The organism is Streptomyces sp. NPDC005963 (genome assembly GCF_040638655.1).
Classification (GTDB): Bacteria; Actinomycetota; Actinomycetes; order Streptomycetales; family Streptomycetaceae; genus Streptomyces.
Genome location: NZ_JBEXVD010000010.1, coordinates 203,212 through 227,924, shown reverse-complemented (window position 1 = coordinate 227,924; position 24,713 = coordinate 203,212). Strand labels below are relative to the sequence as shown.

Annotated in this window: 16 protein-coding genes; 12 read left to right on the top strand and 4 right to left on the bottom strand. The window is 70.3% G+C overall.

The window, feature by feature from the left end; all coding sequences use genetic code 11:
- Nucleotides 1-134 precede the first annotated feature (134 nt).
- Nucleotides 135-1,730, bottom strand: a complete 1,596-nt coding sequence (locus ABZ348_RS16980; RefSeq protein ID WP_358933696.1) for an MFS transporter — start codon at nt 1,728-1,730, stop codon at nt 135-137.
- 189 nt (nt 1,731-1,919) lie between these two features.
- Between ABZ348_RS16980 and ABZ348_RS16975 the strand changes: the two genes are divergently transcribed.
- The 7 genes from ABZ348_RS16975 to ABZ348_RS16945 all read left to right on the top strand — a co-directional run bounded on the left by ABZ348_RS16975 (nt 1,920) and on the right by ABZ348_RS16945 (nt 10,881).
- Entirely contained in the window at nt 1,920-3,137 is a 1,218-nt protein-coding gene (locus tag ABZ348_RS16975; RefSeq protein ID WP_358933694.1) for an MFS transporter, read from the top strand.
- Nucleotides 3,138-3,456: 319 nt separating this feature from the next.
- Entirely contained in the window at nt 3,457-4,512 is a 1,056-nt protein-coding gene (locus ABZ348_RS16970; RefSeq protein ID WP_358933692.1) for a ketoacyl-ACP synthase III family protein, read from the top strand.
- Nucleotides 4,509-6,092, top strand: coding sequence for a class I adenylate-forming enzyme family protein (locus ABZ348_RS16965; protein ID WP_358933690.1), 1,584 nt, complete (start codon nt 4,509-4,511; stop codon nt 6,090-6,092). Before ABZ348_RS16970 ends, ABZ348_RS16965 begins: the two co-directional genes overlap by 4 nt.
- Nucleotides 6,082-7,680 (top strand): phosphopantetheine-binding protein, encoded by a 1,599-nt coding sequence (locus ABZ348_RS16960; protein WP_358933688.1) that lies wholly within the window; start codon nt 6,082-6,084, stop codon nt 7,678-7,680. Before ABZ348_RS16965 ends, ABZ348_RS16960 begins: the two co-directional genes overlap by 11 nt.
- 102 nt (nt 7,681-7,782) lie before the next feature.
- Nucleotides 7,783-8,826: a ketoacyl-ACP synthase III family protein gene (locus ABZ348_RS16955; RefSeq protein WP_358933687.1), complete on the top strand. Its 1,044-nt coding sequence runs from the start codon at nt 7,783-7,785 to the stop codon at nt 8,824-8,826.
- A 133-nt stretch (nt 8,827-8,959) separates the two neighbouring features.
- Nucleotides 8,960-9,379 (top strand): hypothetical protein, encoded by a 420-nt coding sequence (locus ABZ348_RS16950; RefSeq protein ID WP_358933685.1) that lies wholly within the window; start codon nt 8,960-8,962, stop codon nt 9,377-9,379.
- A gap of 257 nt (nt 9,380-9,636) precedes the next feature.
- On the top strand, nt 9,637-10,881 hold the full coding sequence (locus tag ABZ348_RS16945) for a cytochrome P450 (RefSeq protein WP_358933683.1): 1,245 nt from the start codon (nt 9,637-9,639) through the stop codon (nt 10,879-10,881).
- Between the two features lie 73 nt (nt 10,882-10,954).
- On the opposite strand, the gene ABZ348_RS16940 is transcribed toward ABZ348_RS16945, so the two are convergent.
- On the bottom strand, nt 10,955-12,217 hold the full coding sequence (locus ABZ348_RS16940) for an FAD-dependent oxidoreductase (RefSeq protein ID WP_358933681.1): 1,263 nt from the start codon (nt 12,215-12,217) through the stop codon (nt 10,955-10,957).
- Between the two features lie 93 nt (nt 12,218-12,310).
- Nucleotides 12,311-12,766, bottom strand: coding sequence for an SRPBCC domain-containing protein (locus ABZ348_RS16935; RefSeq protein ID WP_358933679.1), 456 nt, complete (start codon nt 12,764-12,766; stop codon nt 12,311-12,313).
- Nucleotides 12,767-13,334: 568 nt separating this feature from the next.
- Here ABZ348_RS16935 and ABZ348_RS16930 point away from each other — a divergent pair.
- From ABZ348_RS16930 to ABZ348_RS16915, 4 genes are all read left to right on the top strand, one after another.
- Nucleotides 13,335-15,533 (top strand): efflux RND transporter permease subunit, encoded by a 2,199-nt coding sequence (locus ABZ348_RS16930; protein WP_358933677.1) that lies wholly within the window; start codon nt 13,335-13,337, stop codon nt 15,531-15,533.
- A 157-nt stretch (nt 15,534-15,690) separates the two neighbouring features.
- Nucleotides 15,691-17,157, top strand: coding sequence for a Gfo/Idh/MocA family oxidoreductase (locus tag ABZ348_RS16925; RefSeq protein WP_358933676.1), 1,467 nt, complete (start codon nt 15,691-15,693; stop codon nt 17,155-17,157).
- Between the two features lie 194 nt (nt 17,158-17,351).
- Nucleotides 17,352-19,271, top strand: a complete 1,920-nt coding sequence (locus tag ABZ348_RS16920; RefSeq protein WP_358933674.1) for an ABC transporter ATP-binding protein — start codon at nt 17,352-17,354, stop codon at nt 19,269-19,271.
- Nucleotides 19,268-21,073 (top strand): ABC transporter ATP-binding protein, encoded by a 1,806-nt coding sequence (locus tag ABZ348_RS16915; protein WP_358933672.1) that lies wholly within the window; start codon nt 19,268-19,270, stop codon nt 21,071-21,073. The genes ABZ348_RS16920 and ABZ348_RS16915 overlap by 4 nt, the downstream gene beginning before the upstream one ends.
- 172 nt (nt 21,074-21,245) lie before the next feature.
- On the opposite strand, the gene ABZ348_RS16910 is transcribed toward ABZ348_RS16915, so the two are convergent.
- The gene (locus ABZ348_RS16910) at nt 21,246-22,037 is read right to left on the bottom strand and encodes a metal-dependent hydrolase (protein WP_358933670.1); all 792 of its coding nucleotides are present in this window, start codon (nt 22,035-22,037) and stop codon (nt 21,246-21,248) included.
- 99 nt (nt 22,038-22,136) lie between these two features.
- Between ABZ348_RS16910 and ABZ348_RS16905 the strand changes: the two genes are divergently transcribed.
- A complete protein-coding gene (locus ABZ348_RS16905; RefSeq protein WP_358933668.1) occupies nt 22,137-24,710 on the top strand; it encodes a DUF3516 domain-containing protein in 2,574 nt (857 codons plus the stop codon).
- Nucleotides 24,711-24,713 lie beyond the last annotated feature (3 nt).

Sequence of the window (24,713 nt, the reverse complement as noted above, 5' to 3'; positions counted from 1 at the left end):
CGACGGTGCCCCGGCAGACCGGTGTCGAGTTCACCGGTGTGATCGCGGCGAAGCGGTTCGGGTCCGGGGGCCGCTGCACGGGTGTCGGGCTCCCGGGATGCGAGCCCGTCCCCGTGGTGCTCGCCCGCGCTGAACTACCGCCGGGAGCCCTGTTCCACCACCGCTGAAAGGGCGTGCTCCGTCACACCGGCGACCGGAATCGGCGTGTCCCCGTCCCCGCTCGGGCCGTCGGTCGTACGACTGCGCCGGGGCATCCACACCGCGGCGACCACCGCACCGATCGCCACCCCGACGGCAGCCACCACCAGGCCCGTGCCCGCGGCCTGGTCGAACGCCGCCCGGGCGTCGGCCGCCAGTTCGGCCCCGGCACCGCCGCCGGTCCGCTCGGCGAGTCTGAGCGCGCTGTCGAGGGTCCGGCCGGCCGCGTCCGGCAGTCCGGCCGCGGTCACCTCGTCGGCGTAGCTGTGGGCGAGGACGCTACCGACGACCGCGACGCCCAGGGCATTCCCGAGTTCCTGCATGGTCATGTCGAGGGAGCCGGTGGCACCCGACCGCTCGGGCGGGACCAGGGACATCACCACGTCCGTGGTCGGACCCATCGCCAGGCCGAAGCCCACGCCCGCGAGCAGCAGGCCGGCGAGCACGGGCGGATAGCCACTGCCGACGGTGCCCACGATCAGGATGCCGACGGCCCCCGCGCCCAGCCCGATGGCCACGCTGCCGCCCGGGCCCACCCTGCGTACCAGGGCCGAACACATCAGGGTGCCCAGCAGCACGGCGAAGGCGACGGGCATCACGGCCAGGCCCGCCTGCAAAGCGCCGTACCCGAGGGCGAACTGGAGTCGCTGGGTGAGGACGAACAGGGTGCCGGCCAGGCCGAACATCAGGAGGAGGATGCTCAGGCTCGCCCCGATGAACGGTCGTTTGCGCAGCAGTTCGAAGTCGACCATCGGGCTCGGGTGAGCGCGCTCCCACAGGACGAAGGCGACACCGGCGACCAGCGCCACCGTGAACCCGGCCAGCGGACCCACCGCCGTCCACCCGTGTTGGGACACCCGGATCGTGCCGAAGACCAGGCCCACCATGGCCGCGGTGCCGAGCAGCGCGCCGATCGGGTCGGGCCGGCGGGGTGCGGCGTTGGACGACTCCGGCAGCAGTAGTGCGCCGGCCACCAACACGACCGCCACCGGCACCAGGTTCACCAGGAAGATCGACCCCCACCAGAAGTGGCCGACCAGGAATCCCCCGATGACCGGGCCTGCGGCGACTCCGAGGGCCGATGCACCGCTCCAGATGCCGATGGCGCGCGCCCGTTCGTCCGGCGGGAAGACGTGGACGAGTACGGCGAGGGTGCCCGGCATGATGAAGGCCGCGCCCAGGCCCATCAGCGCGCGGGCCGCGATGAGTTGTCCGGGACCGTCGGCGACAGTGCCCACCAGCGCCCCCGCACCGAACACGGTGGTGCCGGTCAGCGTGGCGAGCTTGTGGCCGTAGCGGTCGGAGAGCGTCCCCGCGGTCAGCAGGGCTCCGGCGAGGACCAGCGCATAGCTGTCCACGATGAACTGGACCTCGCTGATGTCCGCGTCCAGGCCGCGCATCATCTCGGGGATGGCCACGTTGAGCAGGCCGTTGTTGAGCACGATCGCGAACAGCGCGAGGGAGAGCACCCCGAGCATCCACCAACGGCGGGGGTCCTCGGGTCTCGTGCCGTCCTGGGCGGTCGGGTGCATCTGTCGGTCCTCCGTCGTTCCGGGACACGCTGGGCACCGCCAGATTTTCGGTCCGCGCTGTAGGGCTGCTTGTGCCCTCGCCCCGTACGAGGGGTTCGGGCCGGCCGCTCAAGCGGCGCTACAGCGGCGCTCCATACCTTCGCCCGGTGCCGTGCTCGTCCCGAGGCGGCGATGCCCGAAGGGGGTGCCATGGAGATCCCGCTGCGACTGCGGCAAGCCCGGTCAGCACTGTTGCTGATCTTCCTCGTCCACGGAGCGGTCTTCGCCCTGCTGGTCACCCGGATCCCCGCGATCCAGGACCGGTACGGGCTCAGCGACGCCGCGCTCCCCGCGTTCTTGGCCGCCGTGCCGATCCTCGCCGGAGTGGGCAGCCTCAGTGCCTCCCGACTGGTGCGGCGGGTGCCCGCGCCGATGGTGGTGCGGGTGCTGCAACCGGTGATCTGTCTGACGCTGGTGGGGGTGGGTGCCGGGCAGGCGGTGTGGCACCTCGCCCTGAGCCTGGCCGTGTTCGGGCTGATGGTGGGCGCGTTGGAAGCGACGATGAACATGACGGGCGTGGGCATCGAACGCGGCTACGGCCGCAGCATCATGCTGCGCTTCCACGGTTCCGCCAGCCTCGGTGGCATCGTCGGTGCGCTGCTCGCCTGGGCGGGTGCGCACTGGGACGTCTCGCTGTCGGTCCTCTACACGGTCTCGGTCGCGGTGTTGCTGCCGATCGGTGTGGCGGCGGGTCCGCGGATGTCCGCGGTGGAGCTCCGAGGGGAGGGCGGCGCAGCGCGGGCTTCGGCGACCGAGCGGCGTCCGGCCGTGCCGTGGAAACCGCTGCTGCCGCTCTGCCTGATCATGGGCGTGGCGGTGGTGGCCGACTCCACGGCCACCAACTGGAGCGCCAAGTTCCTCCAGGACACGCTGGGCAGCTCCGAGGCGCTGGCCACCCTTCCGTACGCGCTCTACATGGTCGCCACGCTGGTGGGTCGAGGTTTCGGCGACCAGTGGGTGCGGCGGTGGGGTGCGGCCAGTGTGATCCGTGCGGGCGCGGTCCTGTCGGCCGCCGGCTTCTCGGTGGTCGCCGCAGCGCCGGGCCCCTGGGCCGGGGTGTTCGGCTTCGGCATCCTCGGCGCCGGTCTCTCGGTGATCATCCCGCAGGTGTTCACGGTCGGCGCGCGGCTGCTGCCGGGGTCGTCGGACACGGCCATCGCCCGCGTCAACCTCTTCAACTACGTGGGGTTCCTCGTCGGTCCGCCGTTGATCGGGGCGGTGGGTGCGACGGTCTCCTACCGGGCCGCGATGTGCGTACCGCTCCTGCTGGTCCTCGGGGTGTTGTTGATGGCGCGTTCGCTGGTGGCGCCCGAACGGCCCGAGGCGACCGCGCCCCTGCCCCGACCCGCGCCGACGACCACCGGCTGAGCCCCGCGAAGCCGACCGGCCGTCGGCCGTTGGACGTCGGCCGTTGTCTGTGCCCGGGTTCCCCGACGACGGTCGGGGGAGCCGGGCACCGTCGCGTGTGCGAGGTGCGAGCCCGCCCGCAGTGAGACCGCGCATACGGCGGTCGCCGACAGGACGGCCCGTCCCCCGAGGGCGCCCTACCTCGCCTTTAGCAGGCCCAAAGCGCGAAAGCGGACGATCCACGCGAGGGCGGACCCGGGCCGTGACCGCGCACCGCATGTACGGCGGTGGCGCCGGTGAAGACCTGGTCGGGACAGAGCCCCCTGACGATGGGAGAACCATGCGCTGGGAAAGCGTTTATGTGGCGGGAACGGGTGCCTGGCTCCCCGAACCGTTCCCCGCCCGCGCCGCCGTGGAGGCGGGTGAGTACGACCCCGAGCAGTTCGAGGCGGACGGTCTGCTGACGGTCCGGATCGCGGGCGAGGACGTCGCACCGCCCGACATGGCGGTCCAGGCGGCCACCACCGCGCTCAAGCGGTCGCGGATCGACGCGGAGACCGTGCGGCTCCTGCTGCACAACTACGTCTGGTTCCAGGGCCAGACGATGTGGCCGGTGGCGTCCTACGTCGCCGATCACGCCGTCCACCGTGGCGTACCGGCCTTCGAGGTCAAGCAGGAGTGCAACGCGGCGGTCAGTTCGCTGGAGCTCGCCGCCCGCCATCTGAGCACCGAGCCGGGCGCGGCCGCGGCGGTGCTGACCACGGCGGACCGCTTCGCCGAGCCGCTGATCCACCGCTGGAGCGCCGAAGCCGGACTGGTCTACGGCGACGGCGGGACCGCGCTGGTGCTCTCCAACCGCGCCGGTTTCGCCCGGGTGGTGTCGACCGCGACCCGCGCTGACAACCGGATGGAGGCGCTCGCCCGGGGTGCTGGGCTCACACCGCTGCCCACCGACGAGCCCTACGACCACGCGGCGAGGTTCGCCCACTACATGCGCGCCCAGGGCAACATCCGGGAGGCGTCCGAGCGGCTGATCGCCATGGTCATGGGCGCGGTCGACGACGCCCTGACCGATGCCGACACTCGGCGCGAGGACCTCGCCTGGGCCGTCATCCCCACCGGGGGCCGCAGCAAGATGCAGTGGCAGGCGGAGCAGCTGTTGGGCGTGCCCGCCGAGCGCACCACCTGGGAGTTCGGCCGACGCACGGGACACCTGGGCGCCGGTGACCAGTTCGCAGCGCTCAACGACCTCGCCGAGCGGGGCGAACTGCACCCCGGTGACCGGGTGCTGATGCTCTCGGCCGGCCCGGGCACCGCGAGCTGTGCCGTACTGGAGATCACCGAGCAGCCGGCATGGGCCGTCCCGGCTGCGCTCCCGCAGGAGCCGCAGTCATGACCACCACGGCACCCCCTGCGTTCCCCGCCACGGCGCTGATCGACAACGCCGTCGGCACCGACAGCGCGCCCCTGGTCGAGAACGCCGCCGAGGTGTTCCTCACGGCCGCGGTCAGCGCCCATCCCGACTCCCCCGCCGTGCGCGACCGCTATGGAGCGTGGACCTATGCCGAACTCGACGCCGCGGCCGACTCCTTCAGCCGTGCGCTGGAGGGCTACGGCATCGAGGCGGGCGACCGGGTGCTGGCCCGGGTCGGCAGTCTCCGCGAGTTCACGGCCCTGCTGTACGGCACCTGGCGCCGAGGAGCCGTCCTGGTCCCGATCAACCCGGGGATGAAGGCGTACCACCTCGCGGCGGTACTCGCCGACTCCCGGCCTTCGCTGATCGTGGTGGAGGAGGGCGAACGACCGGGCGCCGACGGACTGGAGTGGCCGGCCGGGGTGCCGGTCGCCGTGCTGGGCGAGGTGGACCTGTCCGGTGCGGCCGACCCCGCGTCCCGTACGCAGCTCAAGGTGCCGGCCGATCGGCTCTCCCTGCTGATCTACACCTCCGGCAGCACATCGGCGCCCAAGGCGGTGGCCTGCCCCCATGGCCCGGTGGCGTTCGCGGCCCGGGCGATCGCGGCCCGGCTGGGCTACCGCGCGGACGACACGGTGCTCACCGCCGTACCGCTCTCCTTCGACTACGGGCTCTACCAGATCCTGCTCAGCGCCCTGGCCGGTGCCGAGTTGCTGCTGTCGGGCCCGTCCGACCATGCCCGGCTCCTCGGGTTCGCCCGCGATCACGGGGCGACGGTGGTTCCCCTCGTACCGTCGTTGGGAGAACTGCTGGTGCGACTGACGGCCCGCGACCGGCAGGCGACCGGGATCCGGCTGTTCACCAACACCGGCGCGGCACTCAACGCGCCGCTGATCGCGGCCCTGAGGGAGGCGTTCCCCGGTGCGGCAGTGGCCCCCATGTACGGCACCACCGAGTGCAAGCGGATCACCATCCTGGAACCGGACGGCGATCTGGCACGGCCGGGGTCCGTGGGGCCCGCGCTGCCCGGCACCGAGGTGCTGGTCCTCGACGAGGACGGTCGGGAACTGCCACCGCACGAGATCGGTGAACTGGTGGTGCGCGGCCCGCACGTGATGGCGGGCTACTGGCAGGCGCCCGAGCAGACCGCGCTGCGCTTTCGCCACTCGACCGAAACCGGGGTCACCCTGCACACGGGCGACTACGGCTGGCTGGACGAGGACGGCCACGTCTACTTCCAGGGCCGCAGGGACGACCTGTTCAAACGCCGTGGCGCCCGGATGAGTTCGGTGGAGATCGAGGCCGCCACGCTCGACATCGAGGGGGTGCGGGAAGCCGCGCTGCTCGTCCCCGAAGACGGTCGGGACATGGTCCTCTTCGTCGTCGGCGAGGACGACCGACTGACCGACGAACAGGTGCTGCTACGACTCGGGGACCGCCTCGAAGCCGCCAAGGTGCCCGACGTCTGCCATGTGCTGACCGCACTCCCCCTCACCCCCAACGGCAAGATCGACCGCAAGGAGCTGCGCAGGCGGCTCGTGGAGGGCATCCATGGCGACTGACAGGGACCTCGTCGAAGGGCTGGTCGAGCGGTACGGCAGCCCCCTGTACGTCTACGACCTGGCCCGCGTGCGCTCAGCCCTGGAGGACCTCCGGGCCGCGCTGCCGCAGCCGAGCCGCATCTACTACTCGCTCAAGGCCAATCCGCACCCCGGTCTCGTCGCCGAACTGCGCCGGGGCGGGGCGCGCGCCGAGGTCACATCGCGCGGAGAGCTCGCCGCCGCACTGGAGGCGGGACATCCGGCGGCCGAACTGATGTACTCCGGGCCCGGCAAGGTGCCGGCGGAACTGGACGAGGCCATCGCGGCGGGGATGCGCACGTTCTCCACCGAGTCGTTCGGCGATCTGGAACGGGTCGGCGCCGCTGCGGCTGCGCAGGGCGTGGTCGCCGACTGCGTCCTGCGCATCAACGCCGCGGGGGCGCCCGGGCAGGGCGGCCTGAGAATGACGGGCGGGCCCTCGCAGTTCGGGTTCGATCTGGACGGACTCACCCGGGACAAGGCCCGGCTGCTGGCCGAGGGCACCCGGATCGTGGGCATGCACTTCTTCCCGCTCACCAATGCCCGGGACGAAGAGGGCCTGCACGCGGAGCTGGCGAACAGCGTGCGTACGGCCGCCCGGCTGCGCGACGAACTCGGCATCCCGCTCCAACTGCTCGACCTCGGCGGCGGCTTCGCGGCCCCCTACGCGACACCGGGCGAGCGCCCCGTCTACGGCGGGCTGCGGAGCTCGCTGACCGCGGTCCTCGACGAACACCTGCCGGGCTGGCGCAACGGCGATCCGGTGATCGCCTTCGAGTCGGGTCGCTATCTCGTCGGGGACAGTGGCCGGCTGGTGACCACGGTCGTCGACGTGAAGCACAGCAAGGGCAGCGACTACGCGGTGCTCGACTCGGGGATCAACCACCTCGGCGGGCTGTCCGGTCTCGGCCGGCTGCTGCCGCTCTCGGCACAGCCCCTGTCACCCGCACCCGAGGACGGCTCGGACGAGGGCCCTGCGACCGTGACGCTGGCCGGGCCGCTGTGCACACCGGCGGACGTACTGGCCCGCGCGGCGAAGCTGCCGGGGGTGCAGCCGGGCGACCGGCTCGTCTTCCCGCACGTGGGCGCCTACGGGCTGTCGGCGAGCCTGCTCGGGTTCCTGGGCCATCCGGCGCCCGCCGAGGTCCTGGTGGACGGTGGCAAGGCCGTCTCCGTGACCCGGCTCGTGCTGCAACGCCACACCGTCTCCCCGCTCGTCGATCCCCACTCGAAGGACACGCCCACCATGCCCGACACCTCCCTCCCCACCGCTACGGACACCATCGCACCGGCGGACGCCCCGGACCACGGATGGGACGAGGAGTACGAGTCCGTCCTGCACGACGTACTCCCCCGGCTCGCCGCGAAGGGCCCGCTGCGGCCGGACAGCAGCCTCAAGGCGGCCGGTCTGGACTCCATGGCCATGGTGGAGGTGCTGGTGCGGGTGGAGTCGGCGTACGGCATCTCCATCCCCGACGACGCCTTGGTCGCGGACACCTTCGCCACGCCCGCCGCGCTCTGGCGCGTGGTGTCCACCCTGCGGGAACAGGCCGTCGGCCCGGCCGCCTGAGCGGACGGCCGATCCCGGCCGATCCCGGCCGGCACCGAAAACGCAGCACCAAAACCCGGCACCGAAAGCACCGGCACCGAAGAGAGATCAAGAGGAGACCTCATGCGTTGGGAAGGCGTGTTCGTCGCGGGGACCGGAGTGTGGTTGGGCGAGCCCGAACTCGCCCGGGCCGCTGTCGAGTCGGGAAGGTACGACGCGGAGCAGCACGCGCAGGACGACATCCTGTCGGTCTCCGTCGCCGATGAGTCCATGGCGCCCCCGGACATGGCCGTACATGCCGCGACGACCGCGCTGAAGCGCTCGGGGCTGGACGCTTCGGACGTGGATCTGCTGATCCACAGCAGCATCTGGTTCCAGGGCGTGGAGATGTGGCCCGCGGCCTCCTATGTCGCGGGCCACGCACTGGGCACGTCGGTGACGGCGTTCGGGCTGGAGCAGGAGTGCAACGGCGGGGTGGGCGCCCTGGAGGTGGCGGCCCGACAGGTCAGTGCGCGGCCCGGCACGGGTGCGGCGATGGTCACGACCGCCGACCGCTTCGGCGCCCCGCTGGTGCAGCGGTGGAGCAGTGAGCCCGGCTTTGTGTACGGCGACGCCGGTACGGCCCTGTTGCTGTCCGCGCGGGGCGGTTTCGCCCGGCTGCTGTCCACGGCCAGTGGATCGGACAACTCACTGGAGGCAGTGGTGCGGGGCCCGGCGCTGAAGCCGCTGCCGTCCGGTGGCCCGCTGGACCTGTTGGGTCGGGTCGGTCACTACGTGCGGACCCGGGGCAGTGTGCGGGAGGCGACGGAGAAGGTCGCGGCGGTCGTGAACACCGTCGTGGACACGGCCCTGGCCGATGCCGGCGTGGGCCGCGCGGACATCGACCGCGTGGTGACCCTGGCCAGCGGCCGGGCCCGGCTGGAGTGGCAGCTCCCGCAGCTGCTCGGACTTCCGGTGGAGCTGTCCACCTGGGAGTTCGCACGCCGGGCGGGCCACCTGGGCGCGGGCGACCAGTTCGCCGGCTTCAACGACCTCGTGGAGCGGGGTGAGTTGGGCGCGGGCGACCGGGTGCTGTTCGTCGGCGGCGGTTCGGGCTTCAGCTGCACCTGTGCGGTGCTGGAGATCGTGGACGCCCCCCAGTGGGAGCCGTCCGGCGCACTGCGCTGAAGGCGGGACACGCCGCCGCCTGCGGCTCCAGCGGCGCTTCAGTGCACTGGCGCATACTCCTGAGTTTGACCGCTGTTGTTCCCGCGCCAGGACCGCCGCCCTGGCCGCACGCCTCGAAGCTGAGGAGAAAAGCATGGTGATGATGACCGACCGAACCGGTGCCACCAGGAGTTCGACGTCCGGCTCGGTACGGGTCGCCTGGGGAGTGTTGGGAGGGCTGCTCCTCATCTGGGACGTCTTCGAGGTGGTGAAGCACACCGGCTGGGTGATCCCGGCCGCCGCGCTGGGCGCGGTGCTGCCCGACCTGTCCCGGCTCGTCGGGTTGGGGCAGGAGCACCAGCCGGGGCAACTCCCGCGCAGAGCAGTGCCGTTGTACAACCTGCTGCACCAGCCGCTGATCCCGTTCGCCATCATGGTCGTCTTCTCGTTCCTGGGCGATGCGCCCGAGGACATCGCGGCGCCCTTCACGTTCGGCATGTCCTGGCTGACGAACATCGCGCTCGCCCGGTCGATGGGCTTCGGCCAGCGCACGGCGGACGGCTGGGTGCGCTGACGGGCGGCGCACGACCCGTCCGGAACCACCTCCGTGGCCCGACCACAGCACAACAGGTCCGCACCCCTCCCCGGGTGCGGGCCTGTTGTGCGTCGCGCGCCACTGCACTGCACGGGCCGACGGGACTGCATGGGCCGACGGGTGACGAGCACTGGCGGTTCAGTGGCTCTTAATCCGTTCACAAGTCACCACTGGGACGCTCGCCTGACAGGGGCGCAGTCCCCGTTACGTCTACGAAATCCCGTGGAGGCCACACGATGGACACCGCCTCGCCTGCCTCGGCCCCGGTCGAGTCCGCGATCGAGACCGAAACCGAGCTCCAGTACCCCTTCCCGCGTCCCTCCGCGGTCGAGGTACCGCCCGTCTACCAGAAGCTGCGCGGCGAGTGCCCCGTGGCGAAGGTCCGGTTGCCCAGCGGCGATGACGGCTATGTGGTCAGCCGGTACGACGACGTCCGTACCGTCCTGTCCGATCTGCGGTTCAGCCGGGCGGCGATGCTCGCCGAGGGTGCTCCGCGGCTCACGGCCGCCCCGCCCATGGGCGGCAGCCTGTTCACCATGGACCCGCCCGAGCACACCCGGGTGCGCAAGCTGGTGTCGCGTGAATTCACCGCGCGCCGGGTGCACAACCTGCGCCCGCGCATCCAGGAGATGACGGACGAGCTGCTGGACCAGATGGAGAAGCTCGCGCCGCCCGTCGACCTCAACCCGACGTTCGCCTTCCCGTTGCCCGTGATGGTCATCTGCGAGCTGTTGGGCGTGCCCTTCGAGGACCGGGACCGCTTCCGCGGCTGGTCCGACGCGTTCGTCTCGCTGACCTCGCACACCGCCGAGGAGGTGATGGAGCAGCGGATGTCGATGGTGCAGTACCTGGGCGAGCTCGTGCAGCGCAAGCGCGAGGAGCCCTCGGACGACCTGATGGGCGCGCTGGTGTCGGTCCACGACGAGGACGGCGAGCGACTCAGCGAGATCGAGTTGATCACCATGGGGATCACGCTGCTGGTCGCGGGGCACGAGACCACCGTCAGCATGATCGGGACCTGTGTGCTGACCCTGCTGCGGCACCCGGAGTACCTGGCCGCGCTGCGGGCCAACCCCGAGACGATCGACCACGTGGTCGAGGAGTTGCTGCGGCTCAACCCCATCGGGGACGGCGGCCCGTTCCGCATCACCCTGGAGGACGTGGAGATAGCGGACACCACCATCCCCGCGGGCAGCGGTGTGATCGCCGCGGTCTGCTCGGCCAACCAGGACCCGGACCGCTTCGGTGTCGACCCCGGTGCCTTCGACCCGTCGAGGCCCACGGCCGCATCCCATCTGGCGTTCGGTCACGGCGCACACTTCTGCCTCGGCGCCGCACTCGCGCGGGCCGAGCTCCAGATCGCGATCTCGTCGCTGATCAAGAGGTTCCCGAACCTGGCGCTCGCGGACGACGTGAGCAGCCTCAAGATGACCAGCGGAATGATGGTCCACGCCCTGAGCGCCATGCCGGTCACCTGGTGACGTGCAGCCGGTGAACGCCGCTGCCCGGGTCCCTTCTGCGGGACCCGGGCAGTGGTGCGTTCGGCGCGGAACGTCAGACGCGGGGGCTCGGCCGCTCCGAGACCTTGCGGGCGACGATGGGGCCGGGCTGCTGGACCTGGAAGTAGGCCCTGGCCAGAACGCGGTGCTGGAGGGCCCGGTTGCGGTCGACGACGCGGTACAGCGTGCGGCGTAGCGCGCCTCCGAACGTGCCGTCGAGCGCGAACAGCTTCTCCTGGCGCAACTGGAGCCCGCGGGAGCGGCGCACCGCCTCCTCGCGAACGCGTTGGAACTCCTCCGCTGCCCTGGTGAGCTCGCCCGTCGAGCCGCCGGCGGCGAAGGCGCCCTCCACCAGGGGTGCCAGGGTGACGGCGTCGATGATGGCGTGGTTGACACCCTGTCCCAGGATCGGGGTGAGGGTGTGCGCGGCATCGCCCATCAGCACGAGCCCCGGCGTCGACCACCGGGGCACCACGGTGGTGAAGATGTCCAGCATGGAGGTCTCCGACCAGCTGCGCACCTGGCTGCGGACGGTGTCCGACAGTTCGGGGGCGAGCCGGTCGAGCCGCTCGTGGAGGGCGGTCAGGCCCTGTGCGCGAAGGTCGCGCAGCCCGCCCTTGGGGATGTTCAGACCGACGCGCACGCTGTCGGGATGGGTGGGGATGAACAGACCGTGCTCGCCGCCCCGGATGCGGATGCGGTAGGTGTTGCTGTCCCACTCGGCGGGGAAGGGCAGCCGCATCCAGATGACATCACGGTCCAACGGCAGTTTTTCATAAGGGAGTTGTGACATTTCCCGGACCTTGCTGAACCGGCCGTCGGCGGCCACCGTCAGTGCGGCGTTGACGGTGACCTCACCCCGGGGAGTACGGACGCGCACACCGGTCACCGGTCCGCTCTCGCCGTGCTCACGCAACAGCCCCACGGCGGTGGCCGACTGCAACAGGGTGAATCCCTCGTGTTCCCGGCCGGCGGCGGCGAGCGCGGACAGCAGCGCGGGCTGGGGAAGTTCCACCGGGTAGGGGTGGGGGTAGTGGTAGTCGGAGAAGTCGGTCCGCATCACCGTGTGGCCGGAGTCGATGATCTCCATGTGGTGCATCTGGGCGTACTCGCCGTCGAGCCGGTCGAGGAGCCCCAACTGGTCGAGCAGCCACACCGAGTCGGGTGAGACCGACTCGCCGCGGAACGACCGGTTGAAGTGCCCGCTCTGCTCCAGTACCACCACGGAAACGGAGCGTTTGGCCAGCTCCATGCCGAGCGTGAGCCCGGCCGGCCCTCCTCCGACCACGCACACCTGTGCGGTCAGCGCTGCTGTCATCGTTTTGCTGCCTCTCCAGCGGGAGTCATGGTCGATCGATCGTCGATCTGCGGGCTAAAGCTCTCCTTGCGGACGAAGGGCCGGGGCCCGGAATCACTCGACGGGGCGGACGGCTGCATGGATCGACTCCACGCGGGCCTTGAGGGCGTCCGTCAATGCGGTGAATCCGCGCTCCGACGGATTGATGATCGACCCGGACAGGGGCACGAGAACGCCGCTGAAGACCTCGCTCTGAAGGACCTGGGTGCCCTGGTGCTGTGCGCTCAGCTCAAAGGTGTGGACGCCGTCGAAGACGCCCGGCACTCCGAGCCTGCCGCGCCAGCGCAACAGCCGCCCGGGCAAGCTCTCCAGCACGGTCGGAGTGAACGTCATCTCCTTTCCGCTGTCGGGCAGTCGCAGCCGCAGGGTGAGTCGGGCACCGGGCACGGGCCGTCCCTCGGCGGCGATCAGGAAGGGGTTCCACTCGTGGAACCGTGTGAAGTCGGTGAGCACGTCCCACACCTGGTCGGGGGTGGCGGCAATGTGGACGGCGGACGAGATGCGGCGCATGGGAGCCCTTTCAGGAACGACGGGACTGAGCACATGGAACGGAACTGAACCGAACGGAGCACATGGAACGGAACTGAACCGGACTGACCATCTGGAACGGGGTGAACAGGACTGACCGAGCTGAACGGATACTGCTGTGCACGGGGTCGAACGGATGCCGTGCCCGGGCGGAAGACCGTACGGATGACCGGGCGGACAGCCGTACGGACGACGGACGTGGTCGTGCCCCGGAGTGGTCGTGCTCCGGGATTGCCGTGGTCGGGGATCGCCTGGTCCGGAGTTGCCATGGTCCGGCGGTCCGGTCCTCCACAGCACGCTACCTGCGCTTCGACGCCGACGCCGCCCTCTGAACGCCCCGCTACAGCGATCCCTTAGAACCACCACGCAGTCTCTCCCCGGCCGCTTCAGTGGAACTCCAGTGGCTTGCCGGACGATGGACGCTGCGCGGGCCGTATGCGCTCCGCCCATCGGTAGCGAAGTCTCCACGAGCCGTCTGCGCGCCCCTTTCGTCCCCACCCCCTCCTCCGTGCCGACCCCCGGTGGTCGGTCCGATGGAAGGAAGGAAGCCATGTTCTCCGCTCTGGGCTCGGCCCTCCACCGCCGAAGGATCGCCGTACTGTTATTGGCGCTCCTGGTCACCGTGCTGGCCACCGCCTACGGCGGCAGCGTCTCCGAGAAGCTCTCCAACGGCCTGTCCGACTACGACGATCCCGGCGGCGGCAACGTCGTGGCGCGCGAGACGATCGCGAAGGCCACCGGCGTCGACCCGCAGCAGGGCTATCTGCTGCTGGTGCGCACCGACGAGTCTCTGAAGCCCGGCGTCGCCCCGCCGGCAGCAGTGAAGGCGGCGGGCGAACTGCTGCGTGCCCGCTCCGAGGTCAAGGACGTCATCGACTACTCCTCCGCCGCCGGCTCCGGGCTGATCTCCAAGGACGGGCGCAGCACGGTCGTCGTGGGTGCCGTGCGCACCATGGAGTACCAGGAGAGCGTGGACGCCGAGAAGGCCATCCAGGAGGCCATCAAGGACGATCCCGTACTGAAGGACCGTACCTGGCTGGGTGGTTCCACCGCCGGTCATGTGCAAGTGGCGAAGGTGTCCGACGAGGACGTCTCCAATGCGGAGCTGATCGCGGCACCGATCATCCTGGTGGTGCTGTTCCTGGTCTTCCGCGGGTTGGTGGCGGCATTCGTTCCACTGCTGGGCGGCTTCGTCTCGCTGCTGCTGACCATGGCGGGACTGCGGCTGACGACCGACTTCATGAATGTGTCCGCCGGCGCGATGAGTCTGGCGTTCGCCCTCGGGCTCGGTCTGTCCATCGACTTCGGGCTACTGATCGTGTCGCGTTTCCGCGATGAGTTGGCAGCCAACAAGGACCGGGGGGAAGCGCTGCGGCAGACGGTCGCCACGGCCGGCCGGACCGTGTTGTTCAGCGCCCTGACCGTGGCCGCGGCCCTGGCCGCACTCACCGCCTTCCCCCACCCCTACCTGCGTTCGATGGGTCTGGCCGGTGTGATCACCGTACTGTCCGCGGCACTGTTCGCACTGGTGGGACTGCCGGCGCTGCTCGCCGTGCTCGGCCACCGCATCAACTCGCTGGCGCCGCGCCGCTGGCAGCGGTCCGCCGGTACCGCGGCGGCGACCGAGGGCCGTTGGCACCGGATGGCCTCGGCTGTGATGCGCCGCCCCGGGATCTTCGCCCTGGTCGCCACCGCGGTACTGCTGCTCATCGCCTCCCCCCTCGCCGGGGTGCGCTTCACCGGTGTGGACCCGGCCCTGCTGCCGAAGGAGACCAGCGCCGGCCAGGTGGCCGCGGTCCTGGAGAAGGAGTACGACGACGCGGGCACCGCTCCGCTCCAGATCGTGCTGGCCACCGGTGACGGCGCTCCCGACAGCTCCCGGCTGAACGACTACGTCGCACGGATCAAGGACGTGCCCGGTGTGGAGGCCGTGGCAGCGCCCTTCAAGCTGGACGCGCGCCACTGGGAGATCGACGCCGTGGTGGCGGGCAATCCGCTGGACGACACGGCGCAGGAGTCCGTGGATGCCGTGCAGGAGCTGAAGGCGCCCTACTCCGCCGCCTACACCGGGGTGACCGCCGACTTCCTGGCGCAGCGTTCGACGATCGGTGACAGTCTGCCGCTCGCCGCCGCCATCCTGGCCGGAGTGACCCTGCTGCTGCTGTTCGCGTTCTCCGGTGCCGTGGTGCTGCCGCTGATGGCCCTGGTGATGAACCTGCTGTCGACGGGAGCAGCGTTCGGATTCCTGGTCTGGGTGTTCCAGGACGGCAACCTCGGGTTCTCGGCACAGAACGGGCTGGAGGCCACCACTCCGCTGTTGGTCTTCGCGCTCGCCTTCGGTCTGTCGACCGACTACAACGTCTTCCTGCTGAGCCGGATCAAGGAGGCCCGGGCGCAGGGCATGGACGATCGGGCGGCGGTGGCGTACGGGCTGTCGCGGACCGGTTCCATCGTGACCTCCGCCGCGGTGTTGTTCTGCGTTCCGGTGGGCGCCCTGGCCCTGTCCCGGTTGGTGTTCATCCAGGAGTTGGGGTTGGGCGCCGCGTTCGCCGTGCTCCTCGACGCCACCCTGGTGCGGGCCCTGTTGGTGCCGTCGCTGATGGCGCTCCTCGGTGCCGCCGCCTGGTGGGCGCCGGCACCGTTGCGCAAGCTGCACCGTGCGCTGTTCCCGCACCGTTCGGCGGACGAAACCCCCGTCGTCAGCGAGGAGTCCGAGCCGCGCGAGCAGGCGGTCGCCCCGGTCGGCTGAACCGGGTGATCGTGCCGTTGAGGCAACGGCACAAGAGTCCATGGGTTGGTGCGCAAGAGTCCAAACGGTGCTCTTGCGCACCACGCGTCCCAACGGCGAGGGTCCTTCACGAGGTCGAGAAGACCGGCAGCGCACCATCAGCTCTCGTGGAGGCTCGATGAACGACGCAGCATCCTTCCCCGCCGACGGCGACCCCTCCGGCACCCAAGACGTCTCCGTCCCCACGGACGACGGATCGCCGAGCCGACGTTCCGTTCTGCGGACCTCGGCGGGGGTCGCCGGCGCGGGACTCGCCTTCGGCACCCTCGGTACGGGGACGGCTGCCGCAGCCGACCACCCGGCAGCCGTTCCCGACGCTGCGCCGACACCCGCCCGGCAGGGCCGCACCATGGTCGGCGTACCGTTTGAACGCCGCAGCACGGTCCGCGTGGGGATCATCGGCCTCGGCAACCGCGGCGACAGCATGATCGACCTCTTCCTCGCCCTGCCCGGCGTCCAGGTGCGGGCGTTGTGCGACCCGGTGCGGGAGAAGACGGAACGGGCAGCGGCCAAGGTGTTGGCGGCCGGCCAGCCGGCCCCTGCGGTCTACTCCCACGGCGACGAGGACTACGAGAACCTCTGTCGCCGCGGTGACCTCGACCTCGTCTATGTGGCCACGCCTTGGGAGAGCCACTTCGCGATGGCGCGGTCGGCGATGCTGAACGGCAAACACGTCGGCGTCGAGTGTCCCGTCGCCATGCGTCTCGACGAACTGTGGGCGCTCGTCGACCTGTCCGAACGGACCCGGCGACACTGCATGCAACTGGAGAACTGTTGCTACGGCAGGAACGAGATGCGGGTGCTGCGCATGGCACACGCGGGCACGTTCGGCGAGCTGCTCCACGCCGCGGGCGCCTACAACCACGATCTCCGCCAGTTGATGTTCGACCCGAACTACTACGAGGGCCCGTGGCGGCGCCGGTGGCACACACGGCTGCGCGGCGACCTCTACCCGAACCACGGCTTCGGCCCCGTGGCCAACTACCTGGACGTCAACCGCGGTGACCGGGTCGTGAGCATCTCCAGCTTCGGCACGCCGGCCCTGGGCCTCGCGGAGTACCGCGAGGCGAACGTGCCCGCGGATGACCCGAGTTGGAAGGAGTCGTACATCAGCAGTGATCGGACGATCAGCATGCTGCGCACGGCGCGGGGTCGGGTGATCCGGTTGGAGCACGACGTATCCACCCCGCACCCCTACAGTCGCATCAACAGCCTCGGCGGCACCAAGGGGGTCTTCGAGGACTATCCCGCGCGCATCTACGTCGAACCCGATCACACCAACCACCAGTGGGGCAGCTTCGCCCGGTACGCCGACTGGGACCACTGGCTCTGGAAGGAACACTCCAATCCGCCGGGCGGTCACGGCGGCATGGACTACCTGATGATCTTCCGCTTGATGCAGTGCATGCAGTTGGGCCTGGTGCCCGACTTCGATGTGTACGACGCCGCCACCTGGACGGCTCCCGTTCCCCTCAGTCACACATCGATCCGGGCCAAGGGTGCACCACTGCCTATTCCCGACTTCACGCGCGGGGAGTGGAAGAAGCCCCGCACCGGTGTGGATTCGGTCAAACCTTCGAGCTGACCCGATGGGTCAACCCACTCCGTGAGCGGCCGGAGATCGCCTACGTATCGGCCCCGTCGTCGAATGGACCCGGTGCTTCCGCGCACCGGGTTCTGGCGTGTTCTGACCCGTCAGTTAATGAACAGGTTTGCCTATTGGGCGTCAGTGCGGCGAGCCTTGCCGTGTGCACCAACCTCGACTTGTGCTGGGACGTCATGCAAATTCGCGACCTTCCGTATCTTGACCCAGGTGACCCAGACGTCCGGTCCGGTACCCGCTTGTTGATCTGGCTCGGACGTCGCCAGTGGCGCGGCCAACTCGCCGGCCTCGGCTGGGCGTTGGTCAATCAATTGGGCGTGGCCGCGCTGCCGTTGGGCGTGGGCTTCGCGGTCCAGGCCGTGGTGGACGGCTCCGGGAACAGACTGGCGTACGCCAGCGGACTGCTGCTGGTGCTGGGCGTGGTCATCGCGCTCGGCGACACCATGGTCCACCGGGCGACCATCACCAACTGGACCACCGCCGCCGCCCGCATCCAACAACTGCTCTCCCGCAGCACGGCGGAGCTCGGTTCGCTGCTCACCCGCCGGGTTCCGGCCGGCGAAGTGGTCGCGATCTCGACCTCGGACGCGGAGAAGATCGGTTGGTTCGTCGAAGCGCTCTCCCGATTCGCCGCGGCGACCATCGCCCTGCTCACCATCGGTACCGGACTGATCCTCTACCAACCCTCACTCGGCATCATCGTGGCGATCGGCCTGCCCGTGCTGGCCTTCGCCGTACTGCCCCTCCTGCCCATCGCCACCCGTCGGGCCGACCACCAACGGGAAAAGGCCGGCTACGCGACGGAGTTGGCCGCCGACACCGTCGCCGGACTGCGCGTGCTGCGCGGCATCGGCGGCGAGGACCTCTTCCTCACCCGCTACCGCAGGGCCTCCCAGGACGTCCGCGGTGCCTCGGTCCGCAGTGCCAGCATGTGGGCCCTGATCTCGGCGATCCAAGTCCTCCTCCCCGGCGCCCTGCTCTTGACGGTCGTCGTGTACGGAGCGCGGTTGGCCCTGGACGGGCGCATCGCGGTCGGCGAGTTGATCACGGTCTACAGCGCCGTACTGCTCACCGCCCATCCCCTGCGCAACTTCGTGGAGATGGCGATGGCGTACTCCTACTCCAAGCCCTCCGCCGAGCGGGCCGCGCGGGTGTTGGCGCTGCGCCGCAGCGTCGATGCCGCCCCGGCATCGACCTCCACCCTCGACCACATAGCCCCCACCACCTCGCAACCACCCCTCGGCGGCGACCTCCACGACCCCGTCAGCGGGATCCGCGCAGCGGAAGGACTGCTCACCGCCGTCGTCTGCGGCGACCCGGACCTCGCCGGGAGGCTCGCCGAACGGCTCGGCGGACATCCGACCACCGATGACACCACCGCGTCCGTACTGCTCGGTGGAGAAGCGTTGGACGCGATGCCCCTCGCCCGCACCCGGGCGAGCGTCCTGGTGCAGGACAAGGAGCCGGTGCTGTTGTCCGGCACCCTGCGGGAGTTGCTCGACGTCCCATCGTCCGGCCGGGTGTCAGCCGCCTCTGCGCTCGAAGCCGCCCACTGCGCCGATGCCCTCGCCGCACTCGCCCTCGCCGGCGGGGACACCGGTGGGGACCCCATGGAGGCACGCATCACCGAACGCGGCAGATCACTGTCCGGAGGTCAGCGCCAGCGGCTCGCACTCGCACGCTCACTGGTGGCCGATCCCGAGGTGCTCGTCCTGGACGAGCCGACGTCGGCAGTCGACTCCCACACCGAGTCCCGGGTCGCGGCCGGCATCAAGCGCCTGCGTGCCGGGCGTACGACCGTGCTCTTCGCCTCGTCGCCCCTCCTGCTGGACCTCGCTGACCGAGTGGTCCTGGTGGACGGGGGGCAGGCGGTGGCCAGCGGCACCCATCGTGAACTCCTGCGCGGCGAACCCCGCTACCGGGCCGTGGTCACCCGGGAGACACAGGACGAGATCGAACAACGACTGGCCGCAATGGGTACCGAAGGCTTCGCCGGAGCAGCGCCGAAGAACCGCGCCGGCACGGCCAACGGCCCCCTCGACAGCGGACCGTCGACGCAACACCGCGCCTACGGGGGGAACGTGGAATCCGGATGACCGATACGACAGGACCGACGATCTTTCGACCGGTGCCGCCGGAGTTCGACCCGGCAGCCCCCGAGTCGGCCGCCACCCTCCCGGTCGCCGGCCGGGCGACGGTGCTGACGTACTGCCGGCGCATGTTCGTCCGGCACCGAAGGGCCTTCGGTGCCCTGGTCCTCTTCAACACCCTCGCCGTGACCGCCTCCATGGTGGGCCCCTACCTCCTGGGCTCGTCCGTCCAGCAACTGACGGACGGGGTGCGGGAACTGCCCCTGGAGCGGACGATCGCCCTGTTCGCGCTCGCGCTGATCATCCAGGCCGTGTTCGTCCGGATGATGCAACTGCGCGGAGCGATGCTGGGTGAGGAGATGCTCGCCGATCTGCGCGAGGACTTCCTCGTACGGTCCGTGCGCCTGCCACCGGGAGTGCTGGAGCGGGCCGGTACCGGTGATCTGCTCTCCCGGATCACCACCGACGTCGACCGGCTCTCCAACGCCATGCGCGAGGCGGTCCCTCAGCTCGCCATCGGCGCGGTGTGGGCGGGCGTGCTGATCGGTGGCCTAGCGGTGACCGCGCCGCCGCTGGCCCTCGCCGTGGTGGTGGCGGCACCACTGCTGATCGTCACCTGCCGCTGGTACTTCCGCCGGGCACCAGCCGCCTACCGCTCGGAAGCCGCCGGGTACGGCGCGGTCACCGCCGCGCTGACCGAGACGGTCCACGCCGGCCGCACGGTGGAGGCGCACCGCCTGGGCGCCCGCCGGGTGGCCCTCTCCGACCGGAGGATCAAGGAGTGGGCAGCCTGGGAGCGCCACACGCTCCATCTGCGCTCGGTGCTCTTCCCGGTGATCACCCTGACCCACACCACGGTGTTGGTGTCCGTCCTGCTGATCGGCGGCGGCCTGGCGCTCCAGGGCTGGCTCACCATCGGCCAGCTGACGACGGGCGCCCTGCTGGCGCAGATGCTGGTCGACCCAGTCTCGCTGGTGCTGCGCTGGTACGACGAGCTCCAGGTGGCGCAGGTCTCCCTGGCCAGGCTGGTCGGGGTGCGGGAGATCGAACCGGACGCGGGCGACGGCGCGGTTTCGCCCGACGGACGGGCCGTCCACGCGCAGGGTGTGCACTTCGGCTACCGCGAGGGGGTGGACGTGCTGCGCGAGGTGTCCCTGTCGGTCACCCCGGGCACGCGTCTGGCGCTGGTGGGGCCCTCGGGCGCGGGCAAGTCGACACTCGGCCGGCTACTCGCGGGCATCTACGCACCACGCAAGGGGAGTGTGTCCCTCGGGGACGCGGAGTTGTCCCGGATGCCCGCCGAGCGGGTGCGCGAACACGTGGCGCTGGTCAACCAGGAGCACCATGTCTTCGTGGGTTCGCTCCGGGACAATCTGCTGCTGGCCAGGTCCGATGCGGGGGAGCCCGAACTCTGGGCGGCCCTGGCCGCCGTCGACGCCGACGGCTGGGCCGAAGCCCTGGAGGAGCGGCTCGACACGGTGGTCGGCTCCGGAGGGCTCGCGCTGACTCCGGCCCAGGCGCAGCAGATAGCCCTGGCCCGGTTGGTGCTCGCCGATCCGCACACCCTCGTCCTCGACGAGGCGACCTCGCTGCTGGACCCGCGGGCCGCCCGCGATCTGGAGCGTTCGCTCTCCCGCGTGCTGGAGGGCCGTACGGTCGTCGCGATCGCGCACCGGCTGCACACCGCCCATGACGCGGATGTGATCGCTGTGGTGGAGGAGGGCCGGATCAGTGAGCTGGGCAGCCATGACGAACTGGTGGCGGCCGATGGTGCGTACGCCGCGCTCTGGCGGTCCTGGCACGGCTGACCCGCGCACCGGTGGACGGGGAGGGCGCGGAAGGTGATCGTGGGGGCCGCTCGGATGTCGGGCGGCCCCTCCGCCGCGTGGCAGGAGCGGCACGGCCGAGCCTCGGGGGCACCCCGCTGCCGTACCCGCGCGACCCGACCGTTTGCCTTGCGCCTTGCGCCTTGCGCCAGCGTCAGATCACATTGAGTGCTGCCGCCCCGCCCACTCCCCCGAGCAGCATGAACACCGGCATCAACACCTTCAGCTCCACCCAGCTGCCCGCCCGGAACCGCATCGCCTTCGGCGGCCCGATCGGATACCAGCGCTTCCTGCCCACCGGGATGGGCCACAGGATGGGACAGCCCGAGACGGTCAGCGCATCGCCGATGTCGTGCACGAGGGCGCCGAGCACGATGGGCAGCCCCAGCCACAGGTACTCCTGCCCGGGGGCGCTGAACAGCCAGTCGGCTCCGTTGCCGGGCTGGTCCAGCAGCCCCGCCAGGATCCAGGCGCTGGTGGCTCCCAGCAGCCACACCAGAACGTCGCTGGAGACCCGGGCAGCCCGCCACAGCAGTCCCTCGACCGCCAGCACCAGATGGACGAAGAGCAGTGCCAGGACCGCCCAGCGCCCCCCGGTAACCGCCAGCGCCGAGGCGCCGCCACCGATCATCACCGCCCAGAGCCAGGTGTGCGTCAGCGTGCGGTGTCCCCCGGTCCTGCGCTTGTCACCGGGCTTCTTCGTCGCCTGGTAGACGGCGAAGGAGAGTTTGTCGACGATCTCGCACAGACCCTTGGAGATCGGTCCGAAGGCGCGGGATATCGTCGCCGCCTTGTGGTCCAGATCGGGGGCGAGCGCCGCTCCCGCACAGATCAGCGCGCCGACGACGAGCACCGGCCAGGGCATGGGATGACCCGCCGCAGCGGTCGCCGCGCCCACCCCCAGCCACGCCGCGGCTCCCGACAGTGAGTGCGCAGGCCCCATCATGATCTTTCCCCCGCCCCCGCCGCTCGCGCGCCGTTCCCACCGCCGCAGCGGTCATCGCTCCTGCTGGTCAAGCCCAGTTGACTGATCAGCGTATCGTTCGTGATCTTCCGGCCACCGGTCGGTTCCCTCATCGGGGCGGAAGACAGGCAAGATGGGGGCGTGACCCTTATCGATCAGCTGCCGCCGGATGCCGACCCCGATGCCCTCTTCGAGGCCTTCTCCTCCTGGGCCGAGGACCGGGGCATCTCGCTCTACCCGGCGCAGGAGGAGGCGCTGATCGAAGTGGTGTCCGGGGCGAACGTGATCCTCTCCACCCCCACGGGCTCGGGAAAGAGCCTGGTGGCCGCCGGGGCGCACTTCACCGCCCTGGCGAAGGACGAGGTCACCTTCTACACGGCCCCGATCAAGGCCCTGGTGTCGGAGAAGTTCTTCGACCTCTGCAAGATCTTCGGCACCGAGAACGTCGGGATGCTCACGGGCGACGCCTCCGTGAACGCGGACGCACCGGTGATCTGCTGCACCGCCGAGGTGCTGGCGTCCATCGCCCTGCGCGACGGCAAGGATGCCGACATCGGCCAGGTCGTGATGGACGAGTTCCACTTCTACGCCGAGCCCGACCGCGGCTGGGCGTGGCAGATCCCCCTGCTGGAGCTGCCGCAGGCCCAGTTCGTGCTGATGTCCGCCACCCTCGGTGATGTCTCCCGCTTCGAACAGGACCTCACCCGTCGTACGGGCCGCCCCACCGCGGTCGTGCGCTCGGCCACCCGACCGGTTCCGCTGTCGTACGAGTACCGGCGCACCCCGATCACCGAGACGCTGACGGAGCTGCTGGAGACCCGCCAGGCTCCCGTCTACATCGTCCACTTCACCCAGGCTGCGGCCGTGGAGCGGGCGCAGTCGTTGATGAGCATCAACATGTGTTCGCGGGAGGAGAAGGAACAGATCGCCGACATGATCGGCAGCTTCCGCTTCACCACCAAGTTCGGCCGGAACCTCTCGCGTTACGTACGGCACGGCATCGGTGTCCATCACGCCGGCATGCTCCCCAAGTACCGACGACTGGTGGAGAAGCTCGCCCAGGCCGGCCTGCTGAAGGTCATCTGCGGCACGGACACGCTGGGCGTCGGGGTCAACGTCCCGATCCGTACGGTGCTGTTCACCGCGCTCACCAAGTACGACGGCACCCGGGTGCGCACGCTGAGGGCGCGCGAATTCCATCAGATCGCGGGCCGAGCGGGCCGGGCGGGATTCGACACGGCGGGGTTCGTCGTCGCGCAGGCGCCCGAGCACGTCATCGAGAACGAGAAGGCGCTCTCCAAGGCGGGCGACGACCCCAAGAAGCGCCGCAAGGTGGTCCGGAAGAAGGCTCCCGAGGGTTTCGTCGCCTGGTCCGACACCACCTTCGACAAGCTCATCGAGTCCGATCCCGAGCCGCTGACCTCGCGCTTCCGCGTCACCCACACCATGTTGCTGTCCGTGATCGCCCGGCCCGGCAATGCCTTCGAAGCGATGCGCCGGCTCCTTGAGGACAATCACGAGCCGCGCCGCAATCAGTTGCGCCACATCCGTCGGGCCATCGCGATCTATCGCTCGCTGCTCGACGGCGGTGTGGTCGAGCGGCTCGACGAGCCGGACGAGCAGGGCCGCATCGTTCGGCTGACCGTCGACCTCCAGCAGAACTTCGCGCTGAACCAGCCGTTGTCCACGTTCGCCCTCGCGGCCTTCGAACTGCTGGACCCCGAGTCGCCCTCGTACGCGTTGGACATGGTCTCGGTGGTGGAGTCCACCCTGGACGATCCGCGCCAGATCCTCGCCGCGCAGCAGAACAAGGCGCGCGGCGAGGCGGTCGCGCTGATGAAGGCGGACGGCGTGGAGTACGAGGAGCGGATGGAACGGCTCCAGGAGGTGACCTACCCCAAGCCGCTCGAAGAGCTGCTGTGGCACGCGTACGACGTGTACCGCAAGAGTCACCCCTGGGTGGGTGACCATCCCGTGTCGCCGAAGTCCGTCATCCGGGACATGTACGAGCGGGCGCTGTCGTTCACCGAGTTCACCTCGTTCTATGAACTGGCGCGCACCGAGGGCATCGTGCTGCGCTATCTCGCGGGCGCCTACAAGGCCCTGGAGCACACCATCCCGGACGACCTCAAGTCCGAGGACCTGGAGGACCTGACGGCCTGGCTGGGCGAGATGGTGCGCCAGGTGGACTCCAGTCTGCTCGACGAGTGGGAGCAGCTGGCGAACCCGGAGGTGGAGACCGCGGAGGAGGCCCAGGAGAAGGCCGACCAGGTCCGCCCGGTGACCGCGAACGCCCGGGCCTTCCGGGTGCTGGTGCGCAATGCGATGTTCCGTCGGGTGGAGCTCGCGGCTCTCGACAAGGTCGCCGAACTCGGCGAGTTGGACGCCGAGTCGGGCTGGGACGCGGACGCGTGGGGCGAGGCGATGGACGCGTATTGGGAGGAGTACGAGGACCTCGGCACCGGCCCGGACGCCCGTGGGCCCAAGCTGCTCCTGATCGAGGAGGACGAACAGCACGGGCTGTGGCGCGTCCGGCAGATCTTCGCCGACCCGAACGGCGATCATGACTGGGGCATCAGCGCAGAGGTCGATCTGGCGGCCTCGGACGAGGAGGGTCGGGCGGTCGTCCGGGTCACCTCGGTCGGTCAGCTCTGAGCC

Bases quoted from the DNA above. Each gene is read 5' to 3' on its own strand.
- ABZ348_RS16980 (WP_358933696.1), bottom strand. From the start codon at position 1,730: ATGCACCCGACCGCCCAGGACGGCACGAGACCCGAGGACCCCCGCCGT.
- ABZ348_RS16975 (WP_358933694.1), top strand. From the start codon at position 1,920: ATGGAGATCCCGCTGCGACTGCGGCAAGCCCGGTCAGCACTGTTGCTG.
- ABZ348_RS16970 (WP_358933692.1), top strand. From the start codon at position 3,457: ATGCGCTGGGAAAGCGTTTATGTGGCGGGAACGGGTGCCTGGCTCCCC.
- ABZ348_RS16965 (WP_358933690.1), top strand. From the start codon at position 4,509: ATGACCACCACGGCACCCCCTGCGTTCCCCGCCACGGCGCTGATCGAC.
- ABZ348_RS16960 (WP_358933688.1), top strand. From the start codon at position 6,082: ATGGCGACTGACAGGGACCTCGTCGAAGGGCTGGTCGAGCGGTACGGC.
- ABZ348_RS16955 (WP_358933687.1), top strand. From the start codon at position 7,783: ATGCGTTGGGAAGGCGTGTTCGTCGCGGGGACCGGAGTGTGGTTGGGC.
- ABZ348_RS16950 (WP_358933685.1), top strand. From the start codon at position 8,960: ATGGTGATGATGACCGACCGAACCGGTGCCACCAGGAGTTCGACGTCC.
- ABZ348_RS16945 (WP_358933683.1), top strand. From the start codon at position 9,637: ATGGACACCGCCTCGCCTGCCTCGGCCCCGGTCGAGTCCGCGATCGAG.
- ABZ348_RS16940 (WP_358933681.1), bottom strand. From the start codon at position 12,217: ATGACAGCAGCGCTGACCGCACAGGTGTGCGTGGTCGGAGGAGGGCCG.
- ABZ348_RS16935 (WP_358933679.1), bottom strand. From the start codon at position 12,766: ATGCGCCGCATCTCGTCCGCCGTCCACATTGCCGCCACCCCCGACCAG.
- ABZ348_RS16930 (WP_358933677.1), top strand. From the start codon at position 13,335: ATGTTCTCCGCTCTGGGCTCGGCCCTCCACCGCCGAAGGATCGCCGTA.
- ABZ348_RS16925 (WP_358933676.1), top strand. From the start codon at position 15,691: ATGAACGACGCAGCATCCTTCCCCGCCGACGGCGACCCCTCCGGCACC.
- ABZ348_RS16920 (WP_358933674.1), top strand. From the start codon at position 17,352: ATGCAAATTCGCGACCTTCCGTATCTTGACCCAGGTGACCCAGACGTC.
- ABZ348_RS16915 (WP_358933672.1), top strand. From the start codon at position 19,268: ATGACCGATACGACAGGACCGACGATCTTTCGACCGGTGCCGCCGGAG.
- ABZ348_RS16910 (WP_358933670.1), bottom strand. From the start codon at position 22,037: ATGATGGGGCCTGCGCACTCACTGTCGGGAGCCGCGGCGTGGCTGGGG.